This is a genomic window from Bartonella sp. DGB2, assembly GCF_046843095.1.
GTDB lineage: Bacteria > Pseudomonadota > Alphaproteobacteria > Rhizobiales > Rhizobiaceae > Bartonella.
In genome coordinates, this window is record NZ_CP177325.1 from 496,633 (window position 1) to 514,652 (window position 18,020).

Below are 18,020 nucleotides of genomic sequence, written 5' to 3' on the forward strand. Positions count from 1 at the left end.
GCCTATAAGCGGGCCCTTTGCCTTTTGCTGGTTTGTATGCCTCTTCAAACGGGCTGGCTAGTATAAATTGGTATCTACATGCTAAAATTTTCCACTGCTGTAGCGGTAGAATTTGCATGATAGCGGGCAAGCGACCGCGATGGCGATTATGGCGCGGTCGCTTAAAGTAAGGATAAGGATAAAACAAGATGTTTGTGTCTAGCGCTTTTGCACAGGCTATAGATTCTGCAGAACCAGTCGCCGCGCCTTTGCGAGGAACGGTAGCACAGGGGGCGCGGGTTTTTCCGCCTTTTGATTTTAGCTATTTTGGCTCGCATGTATTTTGGCTCTTAATTTTCTTTGGGCTGTTTTATGTGTTTATCGCGCGTGTTATTGTTCCGCGCATTGGTGGAGTTATCGAAACACGGCGAGATCGCATTGCAGCAGATCTTGATAAAGCTGCTCGCATGAAGCAAGATGCTGATAACGTTATTGAGATCTACGAAAAAGAACTTACTCAAGCTCGTGCTAAGGCTCATGTTATAGCTCAAACCGCGCATGAAATAGCGAAAGCCAAAGCAGTGAAAGAACGTCAGACTTTAGAAATTATGCTTGACACAAAATTGCAAGAAGCAGAAGCGTATCTTAGTAAGATCCGCGATAAGGCTATGGTAAGTGTTGATAAGATTGCTCAAGAAGCAGCGGTTGAAATTGTTGAAGCCTTGAGTAGCATTTCTGTGGATCCAGCAGTCGTGCGTTCGGCTGTTAAACAGGGGCGCATATAGGAGCAGATGATGACAGATTCTTTTTGGGCTTTTATTAGTCTCATCATTTTTATCGCGATCTTAATGATTGTCAAAGTACCGAGTTTAGTGGTACGTAGCCTTGACGAGCGTGCTAAAAAAATTAGTGATGAATTGGATGAGGCGCGGCGTTTGCGAGAAGAAGCCCAAGAAGTATTAGCTCATTATCAGCGCAAACGTGTTGAAGCAGAGAAAGAAGCGCAGGATATTATCGCTCAAGCACAGCATGAGGCTGAAGCTCTTACCCGTGAGGCGCATATAAAAACAGCAGAATATGTAACGCGGCGTCAAAAACTCGCTGAGCAAAAAATCGCTCAAGCTGAAAAAGATGTGCTGATAGCTGTACGTAATGCGGCTGTTGATAAGGCCATTATCGCTGCTGGAAAGGTACTTGAGGCGAGCCTTGATAAAAAACGTGGAAGTCTCATCATAAAAGACTCACTCGCCAAAGTAAAAGAATTTATATAAAATTATTGGCATTCAAAACTTTATCTTAAGCCACGGTGATTTTTCTAATCAACGTGGCTTATTATATAAGTATATTTTTTTAACCATTGTTTTACCCATAACTAACCATACGGTAGAGAGGCTAGTGATAGCATTTTAGGGGTCAAATATAGAAAAGTCCGGGTATTGGGAACCCGGACTTTCTTCCCCCTTTTACGGGGGACTGCAGGCATAGGAAATAGCGGGGGACCTAAAAACCTGCAACCGATACAATGTAATGTCTCGGTGATTCTATTACTATCTCATAGGTTGTAATATGTCAATTGCATTTCAACCCATGGTTTATTTTTATCCATATTAATAGCATAATATTTTTTTATTATTTTAGGTGTTGCTTAGGAGAGCCGCGACTATTGTAAAGTTTTAACCATATTTTGTTAAGCTTGTTTTATGCGACTAGATATTACGACAATTTATGATTTGGATGATTCGCGCTTAAATGCTTATCGCCATCTGCGCGGCGTAAATCAGGATACGTCTTTTTTTATTGCTGAGGGTAAAGAAGCGATTGCTACACTTTTAGATTCTAATCGCTTTACTTTGCGCTCTTTATTGATAGTAGCAGCTCGGCTTTTAGAAATGATGCCATTGCTTGAAAAGAGGGGGACAGCCTTTCCTATTTATTGTGTTACCCAAAAAATGATTGATGAATTGGTGGGGTTTCGTGTTGATTGTGGAATTTTGGCGGTAAGTAGCCGAGAGCCTTTGCCAAGTCTGGAAGGGTTTTTAAAGGCAATGCCGAAAAGGGCTCTTGTGCCAGTTTTGTGCGGGATAAACGATAAGTCTCATATGGGGGCAATTTTCCGCAACGCTGCTTTATTTGCTGCTGATGGTGTTATTTTAGATAAAATGACTTTTGATCCTTTGGATCATGATACGATTAAATTATCATGTGGAGCAAGCTTAAAGCTTCCTTTTACACGAGGCGAGGATAAGAAAACGATTATGGGTGATTTAAGCCGCGCTGGTTTTCAGATTTATGCTATAACTTCGCATGCGTCAATCTATTTGCACGAGGTGCAACTAGGCGCGCGGAGTGCCCTTTTATTTGGTCCTGGCATAATAGAGGATATACAACCAGTTCATAGTTTACGTATTCCCGTGGCATTTAATTTTGATAATATTAGCATTGATAGTATTACTGGTATTTGTTTTTCCTATTTCTCTGACCATAGTCGTCTCAATTAGAAAATTTCTATTTATTGACGGTCACTTTCGGATTTGATATAAAATTATATGGGTAAATTTACGCTCTATTTTTTTGGTTGGTGTCGCCGCAAATAGTGGTTGTCTCTTTGCGTGTTGTTTGGAGATTAAAGCCGCGAATAAAGCGGCTTTTTGCTTTCTTCGTGTGTTTGTGCGTGATCTGTGTATGGCTGCGCTATGGGGAATAGGAGAAGGTAATAATGCAACACGAATATCAAACAGCGGCCGGTTTGCGCATTATAAGAACGCGCGAATCTATTCTTTATGAGGGTGCATTAAGTACCTTGATCGCGGGGCTGGATAGCCGGCGGGGAGCGATTTTTTCTTCTAACTACGAATATCCAGGGCGTTATACTCGTTGGGATACGGGGATTATTGATCCACCTTTAGTGGTAACAAGTCATTCTCAAGATGTGAAACTCACTGCGCTTAACGCTCGTGGGGTTGTATTGCTAGCCATGATTGCTCCGCTTTTTTCAGATGTTGCATATCTAGAAAGGGGGGCATCTTCACCCCATTTTTTGAATATAAGAGTTAAAAAATTTGATCAGCGCTTTAGTGAGGAAGAACGTCTTCGCCGTCCTTCAGTGTTTAGTGTGTTGCGCCTTTTGCAAAGCTTTTTCTTTTCCCAAGAGGATAGTCACCTTGGTCTTTATGGCGCTTTTGGTTATGATCTTGCTTTCCAATTAGAGCCTGTTGCCTATCAACTGCCGCGGCCCCCTGAGCAGCGTGATTTGGTGCTTTATTTGCCTGATAGCATTTATGTCGTTGATCATTATACCGGCCAAGCTTATAGAGATTCTTATGATTTTTTCTATGAAGGCGAAAGCACTCAAGGCTTGGCGCGTGGGGGTGAAGTGCTACCTTTCACGCCATGCGATAAAAATTTGGTTGCAAGTGACCATGCGCAAGGGGAATATGCCGCCCTTGTGGAAGAGGCCAAGAAGCGTTTTGCTTGTGGAGATCTTTTTGAGGTGGTGCCAGGGCAAAATTTTTTTGAACCCATTAGAGCAAAGCCTTCAGAGATTTCTAAAAAGTTAAAAGAGATCAACCCTTCACCTTATTCTTTTTTTATAAATTTGGGGGAAGAGGAATATTTGATTGGTGCTTCGCCTGAGATGTTTGTGCGCGTGGCAGGGCGGCGGGTTGAGACCTGCCCGATTTCTGGTACTATAGCTCGCGGAGAAGATGCCATTGCCGATAGTGAACAGATCCGTATCTTGCTAAATTCTGAAAAAGAAGAAGCCGAACTTACCATGTGTTCGGACGTGGATCGTAATGATAAAAGTCGTGTGTGTGAGCCCGGTTCGGTGCGGGTTATAGGGCGTCGGCAAATTGAGCTTTATGCGCGCCTGATCCATACAGTCGACCATATAGAAGGCCGTCTACGCAAGGATAAAGACGCCTTAGACGCCTTCCTTTCGCATGCTTGGGCGGTGACAGTAACAGGAGCGCCAAAATTGGCAGCTATGCGTTTTATTGAAGCCCATGAAAAGAGTCCGCGCGCTTGGTACGGCGGCGCGGTGGGGATGGTGCATTTTAATGGTGATCTGAATACGGGTCTTACTTTGCGTACTGTTCGCATTCAAAAGGGTGTCGCTTCGGTACGGGCAGGTGCTACTTTACTTTATGATTCCGACCCAGAGGCCGAAGAAGCAGAGACACGGCTTAAAGCCTCGGCCTTGTTGGATGCCTTGCGTGAAACCTGTTGTAAACAGGAGGCTTTTTATAGCAAAAATAATATAAAAAAGGGTGATGGAGTAAAGATTTTGCTCATAGATCATGAGGATTCTTTTGTTCATACCTTGGCAGGTTATTTTCGTCAGACAGGGGCAGAAGTGGTAACTATGCGTGCGCCGGTGACGGATGGCGTATTTGAAACGGTCAATCCATCTGTGGTTGTACTTTCGCCTGGACCAGGCCGTCCGAAAGATTTCAATTGCACAGCGCAGATTGAAAGCGCGCGGGCTCGTGGTATTGCGATTTTCGGGGTTTGTTTGGGATTACAAGCTTTGGTTGAAGCTTATGGCGGAAAATTAGCACAATTACCATATCCTAAGCATGGTAAGCCTTCGCGTATTAAGATCTTAGAAAAAGAAGGGATTTTTGCGGGATTGGAGCCTGAATTGGCGGTAGGCCGCTATCATTCACTCTACGCTGACGAAGCACATCTACCGGCTTGTTTTCGTGTGACGGCGCGTAGTGAAGATGGAGTAATTATGGCTATTGCACATAAAACGGCACCTATGGCAGCGGTACAATTTCATCCAGAATCGATTATGAGTTTGGGAAGAAATGCAGGTTTCCGTATTATTGAGAATGTAGTAACGCAACTGGGTGCTCTGTACCATTTGGTAGGGAAACAGGATGGATGAGAGTAATAAAAACCAGCAGAGCGCTTGACACCAGTACGAAGAGATTTTATACCCACCCAACAAAACCCGTATTCATCCAGTGTCTTTGTTGGATATTATGGCGGGTCATGGCGGAGTAGCTCAGTAGGTTAGAGCAGAGGAATCATAATCCTTGTGTCGGGGGTTCGAATCCCTCCTCCGCTACCATATAATCTATCATTTACCCTTGCGTTGATAGGTTTTACGGTAGTGGTCAGGGCTATCATTTACCCATTTTTTAAAAGCACGATAGAAAGCACTCGGTTCTTCGTAGCCAAGAGCGCTTGCAACATTGGCGACATTCTCTCCTTGGTTTAATAAGTCTTGGGCTCGAGCACAGCGCAGTTTATTCTTAATGAGGCGATAGGTATAACCCTCTTGCGCTAAATGCCGTCGCAAGGTAGCGGGTGAAAGGTGGAGTGTTTGTGCAAGGTTTGTGAAGCTTGGCCAAGCTTTATAGTCTTTTTCGACGAGCTGTGTCTCAATGTGTTGCACTATACCTTTTGGCAGGTCGTGAAGGCGTAACATATTAGCGGGGGCAGCACGTAAAAATTGTTTCAAACTTTCTGGGGTTTGCCGCACGGGAAGGTTCAGATAAGAAGCAGGGAAAGCCGCTCCGCTTTGTACGGCTGCAAAAGTGACTTTGGTATCAAAAAAGTGGTTATAGACATTGGTATGCGTTGGTTTTTGGCAGCGCATGTACACCGCTGTGAGTGGTAGAGATCTTCCAAGTAAAAGTCGCATAATTCCGTAGAGTACGATAAGTAAAAGGCGATAAGAAAAAGCTGATAATACATTATCATTATCAATAACTAGATAAGCGAGTGTTTTATGATTGTAATTTTTTGTGGGGGAGTGTTCATAAATAAGGCGGGCACTGGGGGAATCGAGGGTAATTTTTAAAAATCGCAAAGCGCGTTCAAGCCCTTGTCGCAAATTGTTGGCATGCAAAACTGCATGTCCTAAAAGCGTGAAGCTACCGCATCGCATTGGACGGGCTGCTTGCCCTAAAAATTCATCATCTAAGTGTTGCGCCGCGGCAAGCCAAAAGGCGCCATAGATTTCTGGGGTGACGAAGTCTTGGGTTAGAGGGGCAAGGGCTAAGATATCCTTATCTATTGGGCGGCCGCGGGGACCTTCTTGGATTGCTTTTAAAGCATCAAGCACAAAGGTTTTAGCGATGAGATCTCGCTTGATCACCAAAAGCCTCCTAATTTATGGCAAAAGCGCTCATCTATATTAAGCGATTTGGCTATGGAATACTATCATAAATCGTTTTAGAGTGAAGGCTACCGCAAAAAGAACCTCCGAGGATAGGTAAAGGGTAATTTCTTTGGGGATGTTACCTAAAGGGGAGAGGCAATGGATAAAAAGATGACGCCATCGTTATTTTTAGGGGCTGCACGTGTTCTTATTGCGCAATTTCATGGTGATTTTAAGGGCGTAGTAGCTCCCACTTTGGGTGCTGTAGCGATCAAATTGGTTCATGATATGTTAAGCGTCAAAAGTGCTGATGTCGTGGTAGCGGGGAGCATAGAAAATATGATTAACGCCCCCGCTTTCTACCAAAAGCGCATTAAGGCTATCTTATGCGCCAGGAAATAGAGGGAGGGGTTAATGATCTTAAATGAAACAACGCAGCAAATTCGTGATATGGCTCGCGATTTTGCACAAGAGCGTTTAGTCCCGGGGGCAGGGATGCGGGATCGGGAAAAGCGTTTCCCTTTTCAAGAGTTAAAACAATTGGGAGCTTTAGGCTTCATGGGAATGTTAGTACCTGAGGCCTATGGTGGTATCGAAACTGGTCTTGTGCCTTATGCCGTGGCTTTAGAAGAGATTGCTGCAGCTGATGCCTCATGCTCTACAATTATGAGCGTGCATTCATCGGTTGGTTGTGTTCCTATTGTTAAATATGGAAACGAAGCGCAAAAGCAAAAATATTTGCCAAAAATGGCAAGTGGTGAATGGGTGGGCGGTTTTGCTTTGACAGAGCCACAAGCAGGATCGGATGCCTCCAATTTATTGACGCACGCTCGCAGAGAAGGCGAATATTATATTATCAACGGCGCAAAGCAATTCATCACTTCGGGTAAAAATGGCCATATTATCATTGTTTTTGCGGTGACAGCTCGAGAAAAAGGTAAAAATGGCATATCTGCCTTTATTGTTTCTACGGATAGTGAAGGTTATCATGTGGTCCGGGTGGAAGAAAAATTGGGTCTTCATGCCTCTGATACTTGCCAATTGGCATTTACTGATATGAAAATTAGCGCTGAAAATTTATTGGGTGAGGAAGGGGAGGGTTATAAGATTGCGCTTTCAAATCTCGAGGGGGGTCGTATTGGTATTGCTGCTCAGGCGGTTGGTATGGCGCGCGCGGCGTTTGAACTTGCGCGTGATTATGCAAAGCAACGCCGCGCTTTTGGTAAGTTTTTGGTTGAGCACCAATCTTTGGCTTTTATGTTGGCTGATATGAAAATGGAAATTGAGGTGGCTCGCCAAATGGTATTACACGCTGCGCTGTTGCGTGATGCGGGTCATTCTTGCTTGGTAGAGGCGTCCATGGCCAAGCTTTATTCTTCAGAAATGGCGGAAAAAGTGTGTTCAAACGCTTTGCAAATTCACGGGGGGTACGGATATCTGAACGATTTTCCGCTTGAGCGTATTTATCGTGATGCGCGGATTAACCGGATCTATGAAGGGACAAGTGAAATCCAGCGCCTCGTCATCGCTCGTGATCTCTAGAGGGTAATAGGAGTAGTATGTCATGAAAGAAACGATTGGTTTTATTGGGTTGGGACATATGGGGGGTCCCATGGCCGCTAACCTTGTGAAAGCCGGCTATCCTGTAGTGGGGATGGATCTCTCGTCTGCGGCATGTGCCCAAGCGGCGCTGGCAGGTGTGGAGATTGCGGAGTCAAACCCCGCGGCTGTAAGTAGGGCTGATATCGTTATCACCATGCTGCCAGCCGGCAAACATGTGCTCAGTGTATGGGAGGAAATTTTGCCCTCTCTCAAAGAGGAGGTGCTGCTACTAGATTGCTCAACCATTGATGTGGAAAGCGCCTGTATGGCGCATAATTTGGGAGAAACGAGTGGTTATCTCACACTGGATGCGCCAGTATCAGGCGGCACGGTGGGGGCAGAAAATGCAACGCTTACCTTTATGGTCGGAGGCAGTGAGAGCGCCTTTGCACGGGCTCAGGGCGTGTTAGGCGTTATGGGCAAGCGGATCATTTATTGCGGGAAAAAGGGGGCTGGGCAGGTGGCAAAGATCTGCAACAATATGATTTTGGGTATTAGCATGCTGGGCGTTTGCGAGGCTTTTACATTGGGAGAAAAATTGGGTCTATCGCATCAAGCGCTTTATGATGTTGCATCAGTATCTTCGGGGCAATGTTGGGCTTTAACAACCAACTGTCCTGTTCCTGGACCTGTATCAAGCGCCCCTGCTAATTACGATTATCAGCCTGGTTTTGCGATGTCCTTGATGGTGAAAGATCTCTTATTATCTCAGCAAGCTGCATTATTGGCGGGTGTCCATACGCCTTTAGGAGCCGCGGCGGCGCATTTGTTTGGTCTTTATGAAAAACAAGGCCATGGCGGAGAGGATTTTTCGGCCATCATCAGTCTTTTTCAGGCGAGAAATTCTTAGTCATGCCCGAAGGAATAGAAAAGTCCAATTAGATGGAGATTAATATGGCGTATCAAACAATTTTGGTGGAACAAAGAGGACGGGTTGGGATCATCCAATTAAATCGACCAAAGGCGCTTAATGCTATTAATCAGCAATTGACGCAGGAACTGATCGAAGCAGCAGAAGCTTTTGATCAGTCCCGTGATATTGGTTGTATGCTAGTGCGTGGTTCTGAAAGTGTATTTGCAGCGGGGGCTGATGTTAAAGAAATGCAAAACGCTGACTTTGTAGAGCTTTATCTTGCTGATTGGTTTGCTGCTTGGCAGCGTTTTTCTAGTTTGCGCACGCCAAAAATCGCAGCTGTTGCAGGTTATGCGTTGGGTGGTGGCTGTGAGTTGGCAATGATGTGTGATTTTATTATTGCCGCTTCGGATGCTAAGTTTGGTCAACCTGAGATTAAGCTTGGTCTTATGCCAGGTATGGGTGGGTCACAACGTTTGGCCAAACTGGTAGGGCGCGCTAAAGCTATGGAAATGTGCTTAACAGGGCGATTAATTAATGCTCAAGAAGCGGAACGTAGCGGATTGGTGGCGCGGGTAGTAGATTCCATAACATGGGAAGATGAAGCGTTCTGCAGTGCTCAAATTATTGCTAATATGTCACTTCCGGTAGCGATGATGGTAAGGGAGGCTGTAGGGCGTGCTGAAGAAACATCGCTTCAGGAGGGTTTGCTTTTTGAGCGACGTCTTTTCCAGTCTCTTTTTGCATTTGAGGATCGCAAAGAGGGATTAACAGCCTTTGTGGAAAAGCGGTCGCCTGTTTTTAAACACTGCTAAGCAAAGGATAGCTTTGTTGGGTAATATGTAGTCTCTGTCCTTTTTTATTTTTCCTTAAAGTGTTTTTGTTTTTATGGTCTTACCGTGATAAGATGAGCGACGGGCGTGGTTTGATAGGAGCAAGCATAGCATGGAAAATATTGCATTTTTAGGGCTTGGGGTGATGGGCTACCCAATGGCTGGTCATTTGCAGAAAGCAGGCTATCATGTTCGTGTATATAATCGGACAACCAGCAAAGCAAAAAAATGGTGTTCTGAATATGGGGGGGAAATGGCGCCAACGCCTGCTGAGGCAGCACGAGATGTGGCGGTCGTTTTTTCTTGTGTCGGTAATGATGATGATGTGTTGGCTGTTACTCTGGGTGAGGATGGGGCATTTGCGAGCATGGCAAAGGAAGCAGTATTTGTGGATCATACCACCACTTCTGCCACCCTTGCACGTACTTTAGCGGCCGAGGCGCAAGCTTTGGGCTTTGGTTTTATTGATGCTCCTGTTTCTGGTGGCCAGGCGGGGGCTGAAAGTGGTCGGCTTACCGTTATGTGTGGTGGAGACATGCAGCATTATGAAAAAATTTCGCCTATCATCTCTCATTATGCCATATTAATGCGTTTATTAGGTGCCGCTGGAGCGGGTCAATTGTGTAAGATGGTTAATCAAATCTGTTTGGCCGGTGTTTTACAAGGGCTGGCTGAAGGGATAGCGTTTGGCCAAAAGGCGGGCTTAAATATGGAGTCGGTTCTTACTGTGATTAGTAAGGGTGCCGCTGGCTCGTGGCAAATGGATAACCGAGGCGCTTCTATGCTGAAAGGAGAATTTAATTATGGTTTTGCCGTGGATTGGATGCGTAAAGACTTAGGCATATGTCTGGATGAGGCCAAGAAAAATGGTGCTCGCTTGCCCGTGACCGCTTTGATTGATCAATTTTATAGCGATATTCAAGCCATAGGGGGTAACCGTCAAGATACGTCGAGCCTCATTCGACGCCTCTAGTTATCTAGTTGGGTGGGGCGTTTTGTAGAGGTTTTTCTCGGCGCGCATGAGCATACCAAAGAGGTCGCGCGGCTCGTCAGGGTCGGCAATCATATCCAATTCCGTATAAAAGTCGCCTGCGTTTATTTGGTTATGGACATAACGTAGAGCAGAAAAGTCTTCAGTGGCAAATCCCACAGAATCAAACAAGGTAGTTTGCTGTGCGTTTTCACGGCCTGTGGCTTTACCAGCGATAACTTGCCATAATTCGGTTACAGGGTAGTCCTTAGGCAATTGCTGGATTTCGCCTTCAATACGGGTTTGTGGCGGGTATTCAACAAAAATATCGCTACGTAAAAGGATGTCTTTGTGAAGCTCTGTCTTTCCAGGACAATCACCTCCTACCGCATTGATATGGATTCCTTGCCCGACATTGTTATCTGTAAGGATGGTGTTACATTGCTTATCTGCTGTAGTGGTGGTGATGATTTGGGCTCCTAAAACAGCTTCTTCAGTACTTGAGCACATCGTAAGGGTAAAACCGTGATTGGTGAGGTTATGGGCGCATTTTTCTGTAGCTGTTTTATCAATGTCATAAAGACGTAAGCTAGTGATACCCAGCAGGGCTTTAAACGCTAAAGCTTGAAATTCGGACTGCGCTCCATTTCCAATAATCGCCATAGTATGAGCCCCTTTGGGAGCTAAATAGCGGCCAGCGAGCGCCGAAGTGGCCGCGGTACGCAAAGCGGTGAGGATTGTCATCTCACTTAGCAAAATAGGGTACCCATTATCTACATAAGCCAAAAGCCCAAAGGCTGCTACCGTTTGCAAACCTCTTTTCATATTTTTAGGGTGGCCGTTTACATATTTGAAACTATAAAGAGAGTGATCGCTGGTAGGCATAAGCTCAATTACTCCATTGGGAGAATGAGAAGCAATACGCGGCGTTTTATCAAAGGATTCCCAGCGCGCAAAATCTTCTTCAATTGTATGCGCCAATTCTTTTAAAAAGCGCTCCACTCCAATGGTTAAGACTAAACGCATCATCATATCAACGCTGACAAAAGGCACAATATTGCGTTTATGAAGATCTATCATACTTAATCTCTCAATAGGGTTTTGAAATGGTGGTTACTTATATGAATAATGCTCAATAGCTTTTGGTGGCGCGGCCAATCACTTGACGACCCAAAAGGCTGGCGGTGAGATCGCTCATTAATATGGCGGTTTTGCCGCGTTCGTCTAAAAAGGGGTTGAGTTCGGCTAAGTCCAAACTAGTAGCTAAGCCACTATCATAGATCATTTCCATAATAAGATGTGCTTCGCGAAAATTGGCTCCTCCAGGTACTGTGGTACCTACTGCAGGGGCAATGGAAGGATCCAGGAAATCAACATCAAGGCTCACATGGAGGCGACCTTTGGCAGCAGCAACGCGTTCTAAGAAGCGAGCAATAAGGGTGCTTATGCCATATTCGTCCACTTTGCGCATGTCACATACTTGGATACTTGCTTGGTTCAAAGCCATTTTTTCATCATGGTCAACGCTGCGAATACCGAAAAGGCAAACATGATTTTCTGGTACCGGCGATGCCATTTTAGGAAAGGGGCCGAAACCGCTTTTTCCTGTAAAGTAAGCCACGGGCGTTCCATGAATATTGCCGCTCTTGGTGCTTTCTAGGGTATGATAATCACTGTGGGCATCAAGCCAAAGAATAAAAAGCGGTTGTCCTAATTCATCAGCATAGCGTTTAAGCCCTGCAACGGTGCCCGCAGACATAGCATGGTCACCCCCCATAAATATAGGGAATCCTCGTGATGATTCGTGATAGGCGGCTTCGGCAATGGTTTCAAGCCAATCGCATATTTGGGGTAGGTGGTGAAGTTTTGGGTTTGTATGTGTGGCTTCGCTACTATTTTTAGGGCTTAAATTACCGATATCTGTCACCGTGTGATTAAGTGCGCATAGTGTTTTGTCTAATTTAGCGGCACGATAGGCACTGGGACCCATCTCGCAACCTAACCGCCGCGATCCATCTTGAAGCGGCACCCCAATCAAACGAATATCCATGACATCAACCTTTATTTTTATTCAAACCCATCGCATTTCTCTCTTATTTTATAGAGGTATTTAATGGCAATAAAAAGCCGCCATTTTGTTCAGAAAGTATATATTCCTCGCCAATTTGGTAAATGAAACTTTATATTTTCTCTATTATGGCATAATGTGTACGACTTAAATATATAGGGCTGTTTTGATAGAAAGCTTAGTCAGAGGATTAAGACATGCATAATGATTTCCGCCTAGGATGTGTGCAATGGAAGCGTGAATGGAGGCCAAGTGCGCAGGGGTAATATGGATGTTGTGGATCAAAAGCTTTTGCAGCTTTTACGAGTGGATGCACGCCGTAGTATTTCGGACTTAGCGCTGGAATTGGGCGTGGCACGCGCCACCGTGCGTGCGCGTTTATCTAAGCTTGAAAAAAACCGGTTTATCCTAGGTTATAGCGTGATCACACACGCTGATATGGATAGCGATCCAATCCGTGGCATTGCGATGATTGCTGTAGATCGCCATAATGCTGAGCGTATTGCTAGCCAATTATCGGGGTGGCCAGAAGTGCAAGCGATTCATACAACTAATGGACGATTTGATCTGATTCTTGAGCTTGGCGTGCAGACTATTATTGAATTTGACGATATTTTACGTCGCATACGCCTCATACCAAATATAATAGCAAGCGAAACTCATTTGCTTTTAACAACCCAACGTGCGAAAACACTATAATATAAAGTAATCTTTTTATTTTTCTACAGGAGATTTTTATGAATATAGAAAAAACAGCTGAGGGAGAGACGGTGCCATCTTTCACAAAGCAAGGGCCGACTAAAGGGAAGGTTTATCGTTTCGAATCTTCATTAGGCTTTGGTGAAGTTTTATTGGACACCTTACTTATTACGTGTATTGTTTTAGGAGGCTTTTTTCTCACAGAGCTTTTTATCTATATTGTGCTAATAATTTTTTTTTATATTTACCCTGAGCAGGCCATTACATTAGCGATTATATTTTATATATTAATTTTAATATTATTGATCATAGTAGTTATAATTGCCGAGTTTTATAGGACACGCTTTACGCTTAATAAAACTTATATTTATGATGGTTCTAATAAGCGTGTAGGCGCTCTGCGTTGTGAATGTCCTTTTTCGAATATATTCGGTTTTGCGCTTCTTTGGTTCTTTTTATTCCTTTTTACATTTTTCTTAGCGGGTTTCTTATACCGATATTATTTCACGCAAAAGTTGATGGAACACACGAGCATGGTATTCTATGATGATGAATAGGGCGAGATGCTCTTAAAAGGATACAGACGTTGTGTGATCTTCCAGAGCCCCTATTGCTTTTGGTCGAGGGTGGGGGTTCTGGCGGCCTCTTTGAGGTCTTGCATAAGTTTGCGGCACGGTTCTATAGATCCACCAAGCGCGCGGCATAGGTTAAATGGGTCAAGATTTTGCGTGTTTTCATCAAGATGCGTACGGGTTTCAAAGGCTTTTATAGTTTTTTGCAGGCTGTGGTTGCGTTCTACTGTGTGGCCATAAAAAAAGCCGCCTGTAAAAGTAGCAAAAAGGATGAAAATAAAAGGAATAATGAAGAAAAGGATTTTCGAAGAGGGAGGGGAAAGCATAGCATTCTCACGAGAATAGAGGAAGGGGCAGGCGGGCCAGAAGAACTATTTGGCAACGTAGATTTATTTAGGGATTATGTGATTGTTGATCTCTTTTATTTCTTCTTTAAGGGCATCAATCTTTTTCTTTATCTCATCTATTTCCATTTGTAAGGTTTTAGTAAGTGATAAAAGTGGCACATGGGCAAGTTGATCATTGGCATATAGCAAAACTCTGATCTTTTTTGGGTCACTAATACCAGAAATAGCGAAGGGAGTGTCATCTGTGGGCATGATCAGGCCTTAATAGCAAAAAGGCAATTATAGTTGCCAGGGCGCGATTCATTTATACCGTCCGCTTGCGCGGTGGCCTCGTGGGTATGTTCGCCCGCAAAGCCTGTGGAATCGTGAGGGGTGCCTTCTGAGTTTACCGTTGTGTATGGGCCGTTTCCAGTTCGTACTGCACCGCTATAGGGGAGATAGTGTCTATGCTCTCCCCCCTTTTTAATACTTATTATGTGGGTATGGGTTTTATTTGCGCTTTCTTGATAGGTTCCGAAATTGCGACCTGGATCTATGCCACGATTGTTATCCCACCCGCGGAGAAAAATGCCGCGAAAATCCGGAACCTTAAAGAAGTTTCCAGGGCCTTGCCCCCATATTGTACCGATCGCGTTAAAAAGCGCGCTATATTCAAAGCGACTATAGGATCTTCCGTCACAAGGTAGCCAACCAGATGGCGTGTATGGCATCGCAAAGTGGCCGATATAGCCTGGAGGAATAGCAGGTTGTTGTTGTAGGGGTGTGGCATTCATTAAGAACCAACCGCCTTTACCATTATCAAGGCTTTCATTATAAACCACTTCATAAAGGCAGCCAGTTTGTATTTCTCCACCTTTAAGGGTTTGAGCGCCTGAAGTATCTGCTTTATAGAGCTTTTTTTCTCCCCCTCTATTTAAATTAAGCGTCGTATCCGCTTGATTGGTGAAGGCTGCGCGAAAGCGAATACTGATGCCATCTATATAGGTGGTGACGGGAGAATGGGCATTAAGGGTGATCTTTTGTGCGGTGCCTGTGCTTATGGCTATGCCGCCCTGATCACTGATATATTCGCGAATGCGTTGCATCATCGCCCTAGCAGAATCATTCACTGTGCTAGGTTTTTGTCCTTCTTCCCAATTGATGATGGAATCAGCATTGGCATTGCGGTCCGCTGTGGGAGACCAATCATAAATTGAACTCATTAGAATTCCTCGTTTTGGCTTTCTTTAAAGAGAAGAGGTTGTTAAATGGGTTGAAATCTATAGCTAACGTTTTGGATTGATAAATTTATCAAATATATCCCAAAAGCCAGGGGTTTTATTGGTGGTACTTTGGGTGGTGCGGGTTCCATAAGAACCAGCTGCGCCCCGAGCAGCATCAAGAAAGGCTTTGAGACGATTCCAATCGCTATTATCTTTTGTATTCCAGCGATCCCGCTCAGCATCAGCTTTAGCTTGATTGTTGCGATCTACAGCTCCCCCAGCATCCAAAGCGGTGCGAGCGGCATCACTTTGGCCGCGAAAGAAATTGGTGCTGCTATTTAGCTGGTTTTGATTGCTTTGATCGATTTGTCGGTTAGCGTCAAGCATGTGGTTGATATCTTGGTTATATTGGTTGGACAAAGCATCGCTGGTGATCTTGCCCAAGCGGTCAGATAAAATAGCGTTTTGAGCACCAGATCCATAGCGCCCGGCTCCGCTAAGAGAACTATTGATATGGGTGGCTGCCTTATCAAGGGCGTTTTGTAAAGCGTCATTAAAATTTTTATTTCCGCCGACTCCACCACCAGAAGCGAGACCGCCTAAATTAGCGCTACTGGCTGTGGGATCTTGGGATAAATGGTTGAGATGGCTATTATCATATTGCTGTACCCCTTTGTTGACGGCATCAATCCCGCGCTTTGTTTGATCACTTAAATCAGGCACCCACTGTCCGGGGTAGGGATTGGCGCCTGCACCGCGATTATAAGCATTTATTGCATCTTTGGCTGCACGTTGAAAAGCACCTTGCGCCCAATCGGGCGGGTCGTATTTTTGGGTTTGGTTCGTTTTGGTTTCACTGCCTTTTTGACGGCTTCCCATGAGAAATCTCCTTTTTATAATGGATAAGATCAGGACAAAAGCCTTGACCTCGCATAGCTTTAGACCAGCCCCAACGGCCAGTTGCGATAATTTCATCAATGGCTTGGCTTTGTGCCCAGCTTTCTATGGTTGAAAGAAGTTTTACTAATTTAAGCCCGCCATAGCCTGCTAACTCTAAGAGAAAAAGCCTTTTGCGGCCGCGAGCGGTTGTTTCTATATGGCTTGTGAGAAAGGCAACAAAATCATCATTTTCGTTTAAAACAAGCCATAATTGCCGTTGGCCGCTTAGAAGTTCTTGGGCGATATAAATGGGGCTAATATCATCGGGAAAGCGGGCGGCAAGCCGCGCCATAGCTGCGCTGATGGCGCTTTCATAGGGTGCGAGGCGCGCGGACGGCCAGTTGTGTGTTAAGTGTATGGAATAACTCATCTTATCCCCGATTTTCGGGTTTGGATGTCAAAGCCAGAAATGTGGCTCCATTTATGGCGAGGGGGAATGCGGACACGCACTTTGTGATAGCGTGCACGTGCGTGCAATAAAACCCGCCCGGTCATGGGGGATGGCCTATAGTCTTGTGACCATAAGATCGGGCAAGATGTATTATTAAGGCGGCGCGTGCCTATAGAAATTAGAACAACATCGCTATCACATTCAGGGTAAACTGTGTGTAGGCGTGTTATGGCTCCATTGGGTGCGCGTATTTCTGGCGAAGAAAGTGTGGCTTCAAGCGGCAGATCGGTAAAACTGCAAAGCTTGTTATCAAGGTCAATGGCTCCTAAGAGGGGGGCGCCACCTTGCCAAGCTTTGCTATCAAGTGAATAGGGAAGATCGTCCAAACTTGGAGAAACTTCGTCAAGGGATTCTAAGGTCTTTCCTAAAGTATAGAAGGGAAGGATTGCTAAAATATTCACGTGAATGGACGACCATTTCTCTAACCCCCAATCATAAACGAGGATCTCTCCCACGGTGCCGTTGCCATCATAATCACACGCCCAATAGACACGGTTATAGAAAGGGTCGATCACTGCTGAAAGGGTTGATAGGGTATTAGCATTGAGTTGATTAAATACTGTACGGTCTACCTTTTCAAAACCGATGGAGTTAATTGTGCCGTTGGTATCAATTTGGAAAAAACCGCCTTGGTCGGCATAAAAGGCCATGTTTCCACGGCCAGCGATAGAGGTGGATGAGCGCGCGCCACGTTTTGTATGGATCTTTTGAAAGCTGAAGATGATGTCAGAGCCAGGGATAAAGGTGGCGCGATAAATCGCTGATTGCAAAAAGATAACTGGATTGGTGGCATCCATGGCTCCTTGCACTATGCCACCTTCAGGGAAGTCTTGATAATCGCAATTATACTGGCCTGGTGTCCACCATTCAATATTATTGAGCCCTGACCACCAGACGCGGTTAGGTTTATCAGTAAGCTGCATCAGGCAGACAAAATCCCCCCAGATTTTTACGATGCCAGCGCGTGGGGGGTTGCCCTTTAGTTTTTCAAAGCGGGTGGAAGCACCTACTTGATAAATTTGGGGACTATCGTTTTTATTGACAGCGATGATATAATTGCCAAAAGCAGCAAAGGACCACGGTGCCTCATTATTGGCAGAGTAGGGGGTGTCTTCTCTGCTCACATCGCGCCATGCTAAGCCTGTATTATCTAAGAGATAAAGTTTTTCGGGCGTACCAGCGAAAAATAAAGTCGCCCCAGTTAAGGTGCGGGTTGCAAAAGAGTTCAAGTGCGCTTCTGGTATGGGCGCGGATAGGGGAGTTAAGCCGGGCATGGGAATATAGCTCCCATCAGCTGGCAAAACATTGCGGATATCATCGCTAAAATTAGTGTTGGCGGTGGCCACATCCGGCCGATATTCAGCTATGGGTAAAAAACTCATATCCCTATCCT

At 45.0% G+C, this 18,020-nt stretch carries 20 protein-coding genes and 1 tRNA gene; 12 read left to right on the forward strand and 9 right to left on the reverse strand.

Annotated features, from left to right (window positions below):
- The first annotated feature begins 188 nt into the window (after window positions 1-188).
- The 5 genes from ACK28X_RS02615 (at window position 189) to ACK28X_RS02635 (ending at window position 5,056) form a co-directional block, all read left to right on the forward strand.
- The gene (locus ACK28X_RS02615) at window positions 189-764 is read left to right on the forward strand and encodes a F0F1 ATP synthase subunit B (RefSeq protein WP_412058110.1); all 576 of its coding nucleotides are present in this window, start codon (window positions 189-191) and stop codon (window positions 762-764) included.
- A 9-nt stretch (window positions 765-773) separates the two neighbouring features.
- Complete coding sequence (locus tag ACK28X_RS02620; RefSeq protein ID WP_412058274.1) at window positions 774-1,250, forward strand: F0F1 ATP synthase subunit B; 477 nt, start codon at window positions 774-776, stop codon at window positions 1,248-1,250.
- Window positions 1,251-1,679: 429 nt separating this feature from the next.
- A complete protein-coding gene (locus ACK28X_RS02625) occupies window positions 1,680-2,477 on the forward strand; it encodes a TrmH family RNA methyltransferase (protein WP_412058111.1) in 798 nt (265 codons plus the stop codon).
- Between the two features lie 218 nt (window positions 2,478-2,695).
- Window positions 2,696-4,870, forward strand: coding sequence for an anthranilate synthase component I (locus ACK28X_RS02630; protein WP_412058112.1), 2,175 nt, complete (start codon window positions 2,696-2,698; stop codon window positions 4,868-4,870).
- Between the two features lie 109 nt (window positions 4,871-4,979).
- Window positions 4,980-5,056: transfer RNA gene (locus tag ACK28X_RS02635), tRNA-Met, on the forward strand.
- 9 nt (window positions 5,057-5,065) lie between these two features.
- Here the strand turns inward: ACK28X_RS02635 and ACK28X_RS02640 are convergent.
- A complete protein-coding gene (locus ACK28X_RS02640; protein ID WP_412058113.1) occupies window positions 5,066-6,088 on the reverse strand; it encodes an AraC family transcriptional regulator in 1,023 nt (340 codons plus the stop codon).
- Window positions 6,089-6,250: 162 nt separating this feature from the next.
- On the opposite strand from ACK28X_RS02640, the gene ACK28X_RS02645 reads away from it, so the two are divergent.
- The 5 genes from ACK28X_RS02645 to ACK28X_RS02665 all read left to right on the forward strand — a co-directional run bounded on the left by ACK28X_RS02645 (window position 6,251) and on the right by ACK28X_RS02665 (window position 10,352).
- Window positions 6,251-6,493 (forward strand): hypothetical protein, encoded by a 243-nt coding sequence (locus ACK28X_RS02645; protein ID WP_412058114.1) that lies wholly within the window; start codon window positions 6,251-6,253, stop codon window positions 6,491-6,493.
- 12 nt (window positions 6,494-6,505) lie between these two features.
- Window positions 6,506-7,633, forward strand: coding sequence for an acyl-CoA dehydrogenase family protein (locus tag ACK28X_RS02650; protein ID WP_412058115.1), 1,128 nt, complete (start codon window positions 6,506-6,508; stop codon window positions 7,631-7,633).
- A gap of 22 nt (window positions 7,634-7,655) precedes the next feature.
- The gene (mmsB, locus tag ACK28X_RS02655) at window positions 7,656-8,543 is read left to right on the forward strand and encodes a 3-hydroxyisobutyrate dehydrogenase (protein ID WP_412058116.1); all 888 of its coding nucleotides are present in this window, start codon (window positions 7,656-7,658) and stop codon (window positions 8,541-8,543) included.
- 44 nt (window positions 8,544-8,587) lie between these two features.
- Window positions 8,588-9,361, forward strand: coding sequence for an enoyl-CoA hydratase (locus ACK28X_RS02660; RefSeq protein ID WP_412058117.1), 774 nt, complete (start codon window positions 8,588-8,590; stop codon window positions 9,359-9,361).
- 130 nt (window positions 9,362-9,491) lie between these two features.
- Window positions 9,492-10,352 (forward strand): NAD(P)-dependent oxidoreductase, encoded by an 861-nt coding sequence (locus ACK28X_RS02665; protein ID WP_412058118.1) that lies wholly within the window; start codon window positions 9,492-9,494, stop codon window positions 10,350-10,352.
- Here ACK28X_RS02665 and ACK28X_RS02670 read toward each other — a convergent pair whose 3' ends face one another.
- Entirely contained in the window at window positions 10,353-11,429 is a 1,077-nt protein-coding gene (locus tag ACK28X_RS02670; RefSeq protein WP_412058119.1) for an ornithine cyclodeaminase, read from the reverse strand.
- A 52-nt stretch (window positions 11,430-11,481) separates the two neighbouring features.
- A complete protein-coding gene (rocF, locus tag ACK28X_RS02675; protein ID WP_412058120.1) occupies window positions 11,482-12,399 on the reverse strand; it encodes an arginase in 918 nt (305 codons plus the stop codon).
- Window positions 12,400-12,684: 285 nt separating this feature from the next.
- Here rocF and ACK28X_RS02680 point away from each other — a divergent pair, with 285 nt between their 5' ends.
- Window positions 12,685-13,116, forward strand: coding sequence for an Lrp/AsnC family transcriptional regulator (locus ACK28X_RS02680; RefSeq protein ID WP_412058121.1), 432 nt, complete (start codon window positions 12,685-12,687; stop codon window positions 13,114-13,116).
- A 38-nt stretch (window positions 13,117-13,154) separates the two neighbouring features.
- Entirely contained in the window at window positions 13,155-13,673 is a 519-nt protein-coding gene (locus ACK28X_RS02685; protein WP_412058122.1) for a DUF6693 family protein, read from the forward strand.
- Window positions 13,674-13,723: 50 nt separating this feature from the next.
- On the opposite strand, the gene ACK28X_RS02690 is transcribed toward ACK28X_RS02685, so the two are convergent.
- The 6 genes from ACK28X_RS02690 to ACK28X_RS02715 all read right to left on the reverse strand — a co-directional run bounded on the left by ACK28X_RS02690 (window position 13,724) and on the right by ACK28X_RS02715 (window position 18,009).
- Window positions 13,724-14,014, reverse strand: coding sequence for a hypothetical protein (locus ACK28X_RS02690; protein WP_412058123.1), 291 nt, complete (start codon window positions 14,012-14,014; stop codon window positions 13,724-13,726).
- A gap of 63 nt (window positions 14,015-14,077) precedes the next feature.
- Entirely contained in the window at window positions 14,078-14,287 is a 210-nt protein-coding gene (locus tag ACK28X_RS02695) for a hypothetical protein (RefSeq protein WP_412058124.1), read from the reverse strand.
- 2 nt (window positions 14,288-14,289) lie between these two features.
- Complete coding sequence (locus tag ACK28X_RS02700; RefSeq protein WP_412058125.1) at window positions 14,290-15,237, reverse strand: phage tail protein; 948 nt, start codon at window positions 15,235-15,237, stop codon at window positions 14,290-14,292.
- Window positions 15,238-15,300: 63 nt separating this feature from the next.
- Window positions 15,301-16,116 (reverse strand): hypothetical protein, encoded by an 816-nt coding sequence (locus tag ACK28X_RS02705; protein WP_412058126.1) that lies wholly within the window; start codon window positions 16,114-16,116, stop codon window positions 15,301-15,303.
- Complete coding sequence (locus ACK28X_RS02710) at window positions 16,091-16,546, reverse strand: hypothetical protein (protein ID WP_412058127.1); 456 nt, start codon at window positions 16,544-16,546, stop codon at window positions 16,091-16,093. The genes ACK28X_RS02705 and ACK28X_RS02710 overlap by 26 nt, the downstream gene beginning before the upstream one ends.
- On the reverse strand, window positions 16,543-18,009 hold the full coding sequence (locus ACK28X_RS02715) for a hypothetical protein (protein ID WP_412058128.1): 1,467 nt from the start codon (window positions 18,007-18,009) through the stop codon (window positions 16,543-16,545). Before ACK28X_RS02715 ends, ACK28X_RS02710 begins: the two co-directional genes overlap by 4 nt.
- Between the last annotated feature and the right edge of the window lie 11 nt (window positions 18,010-18,020).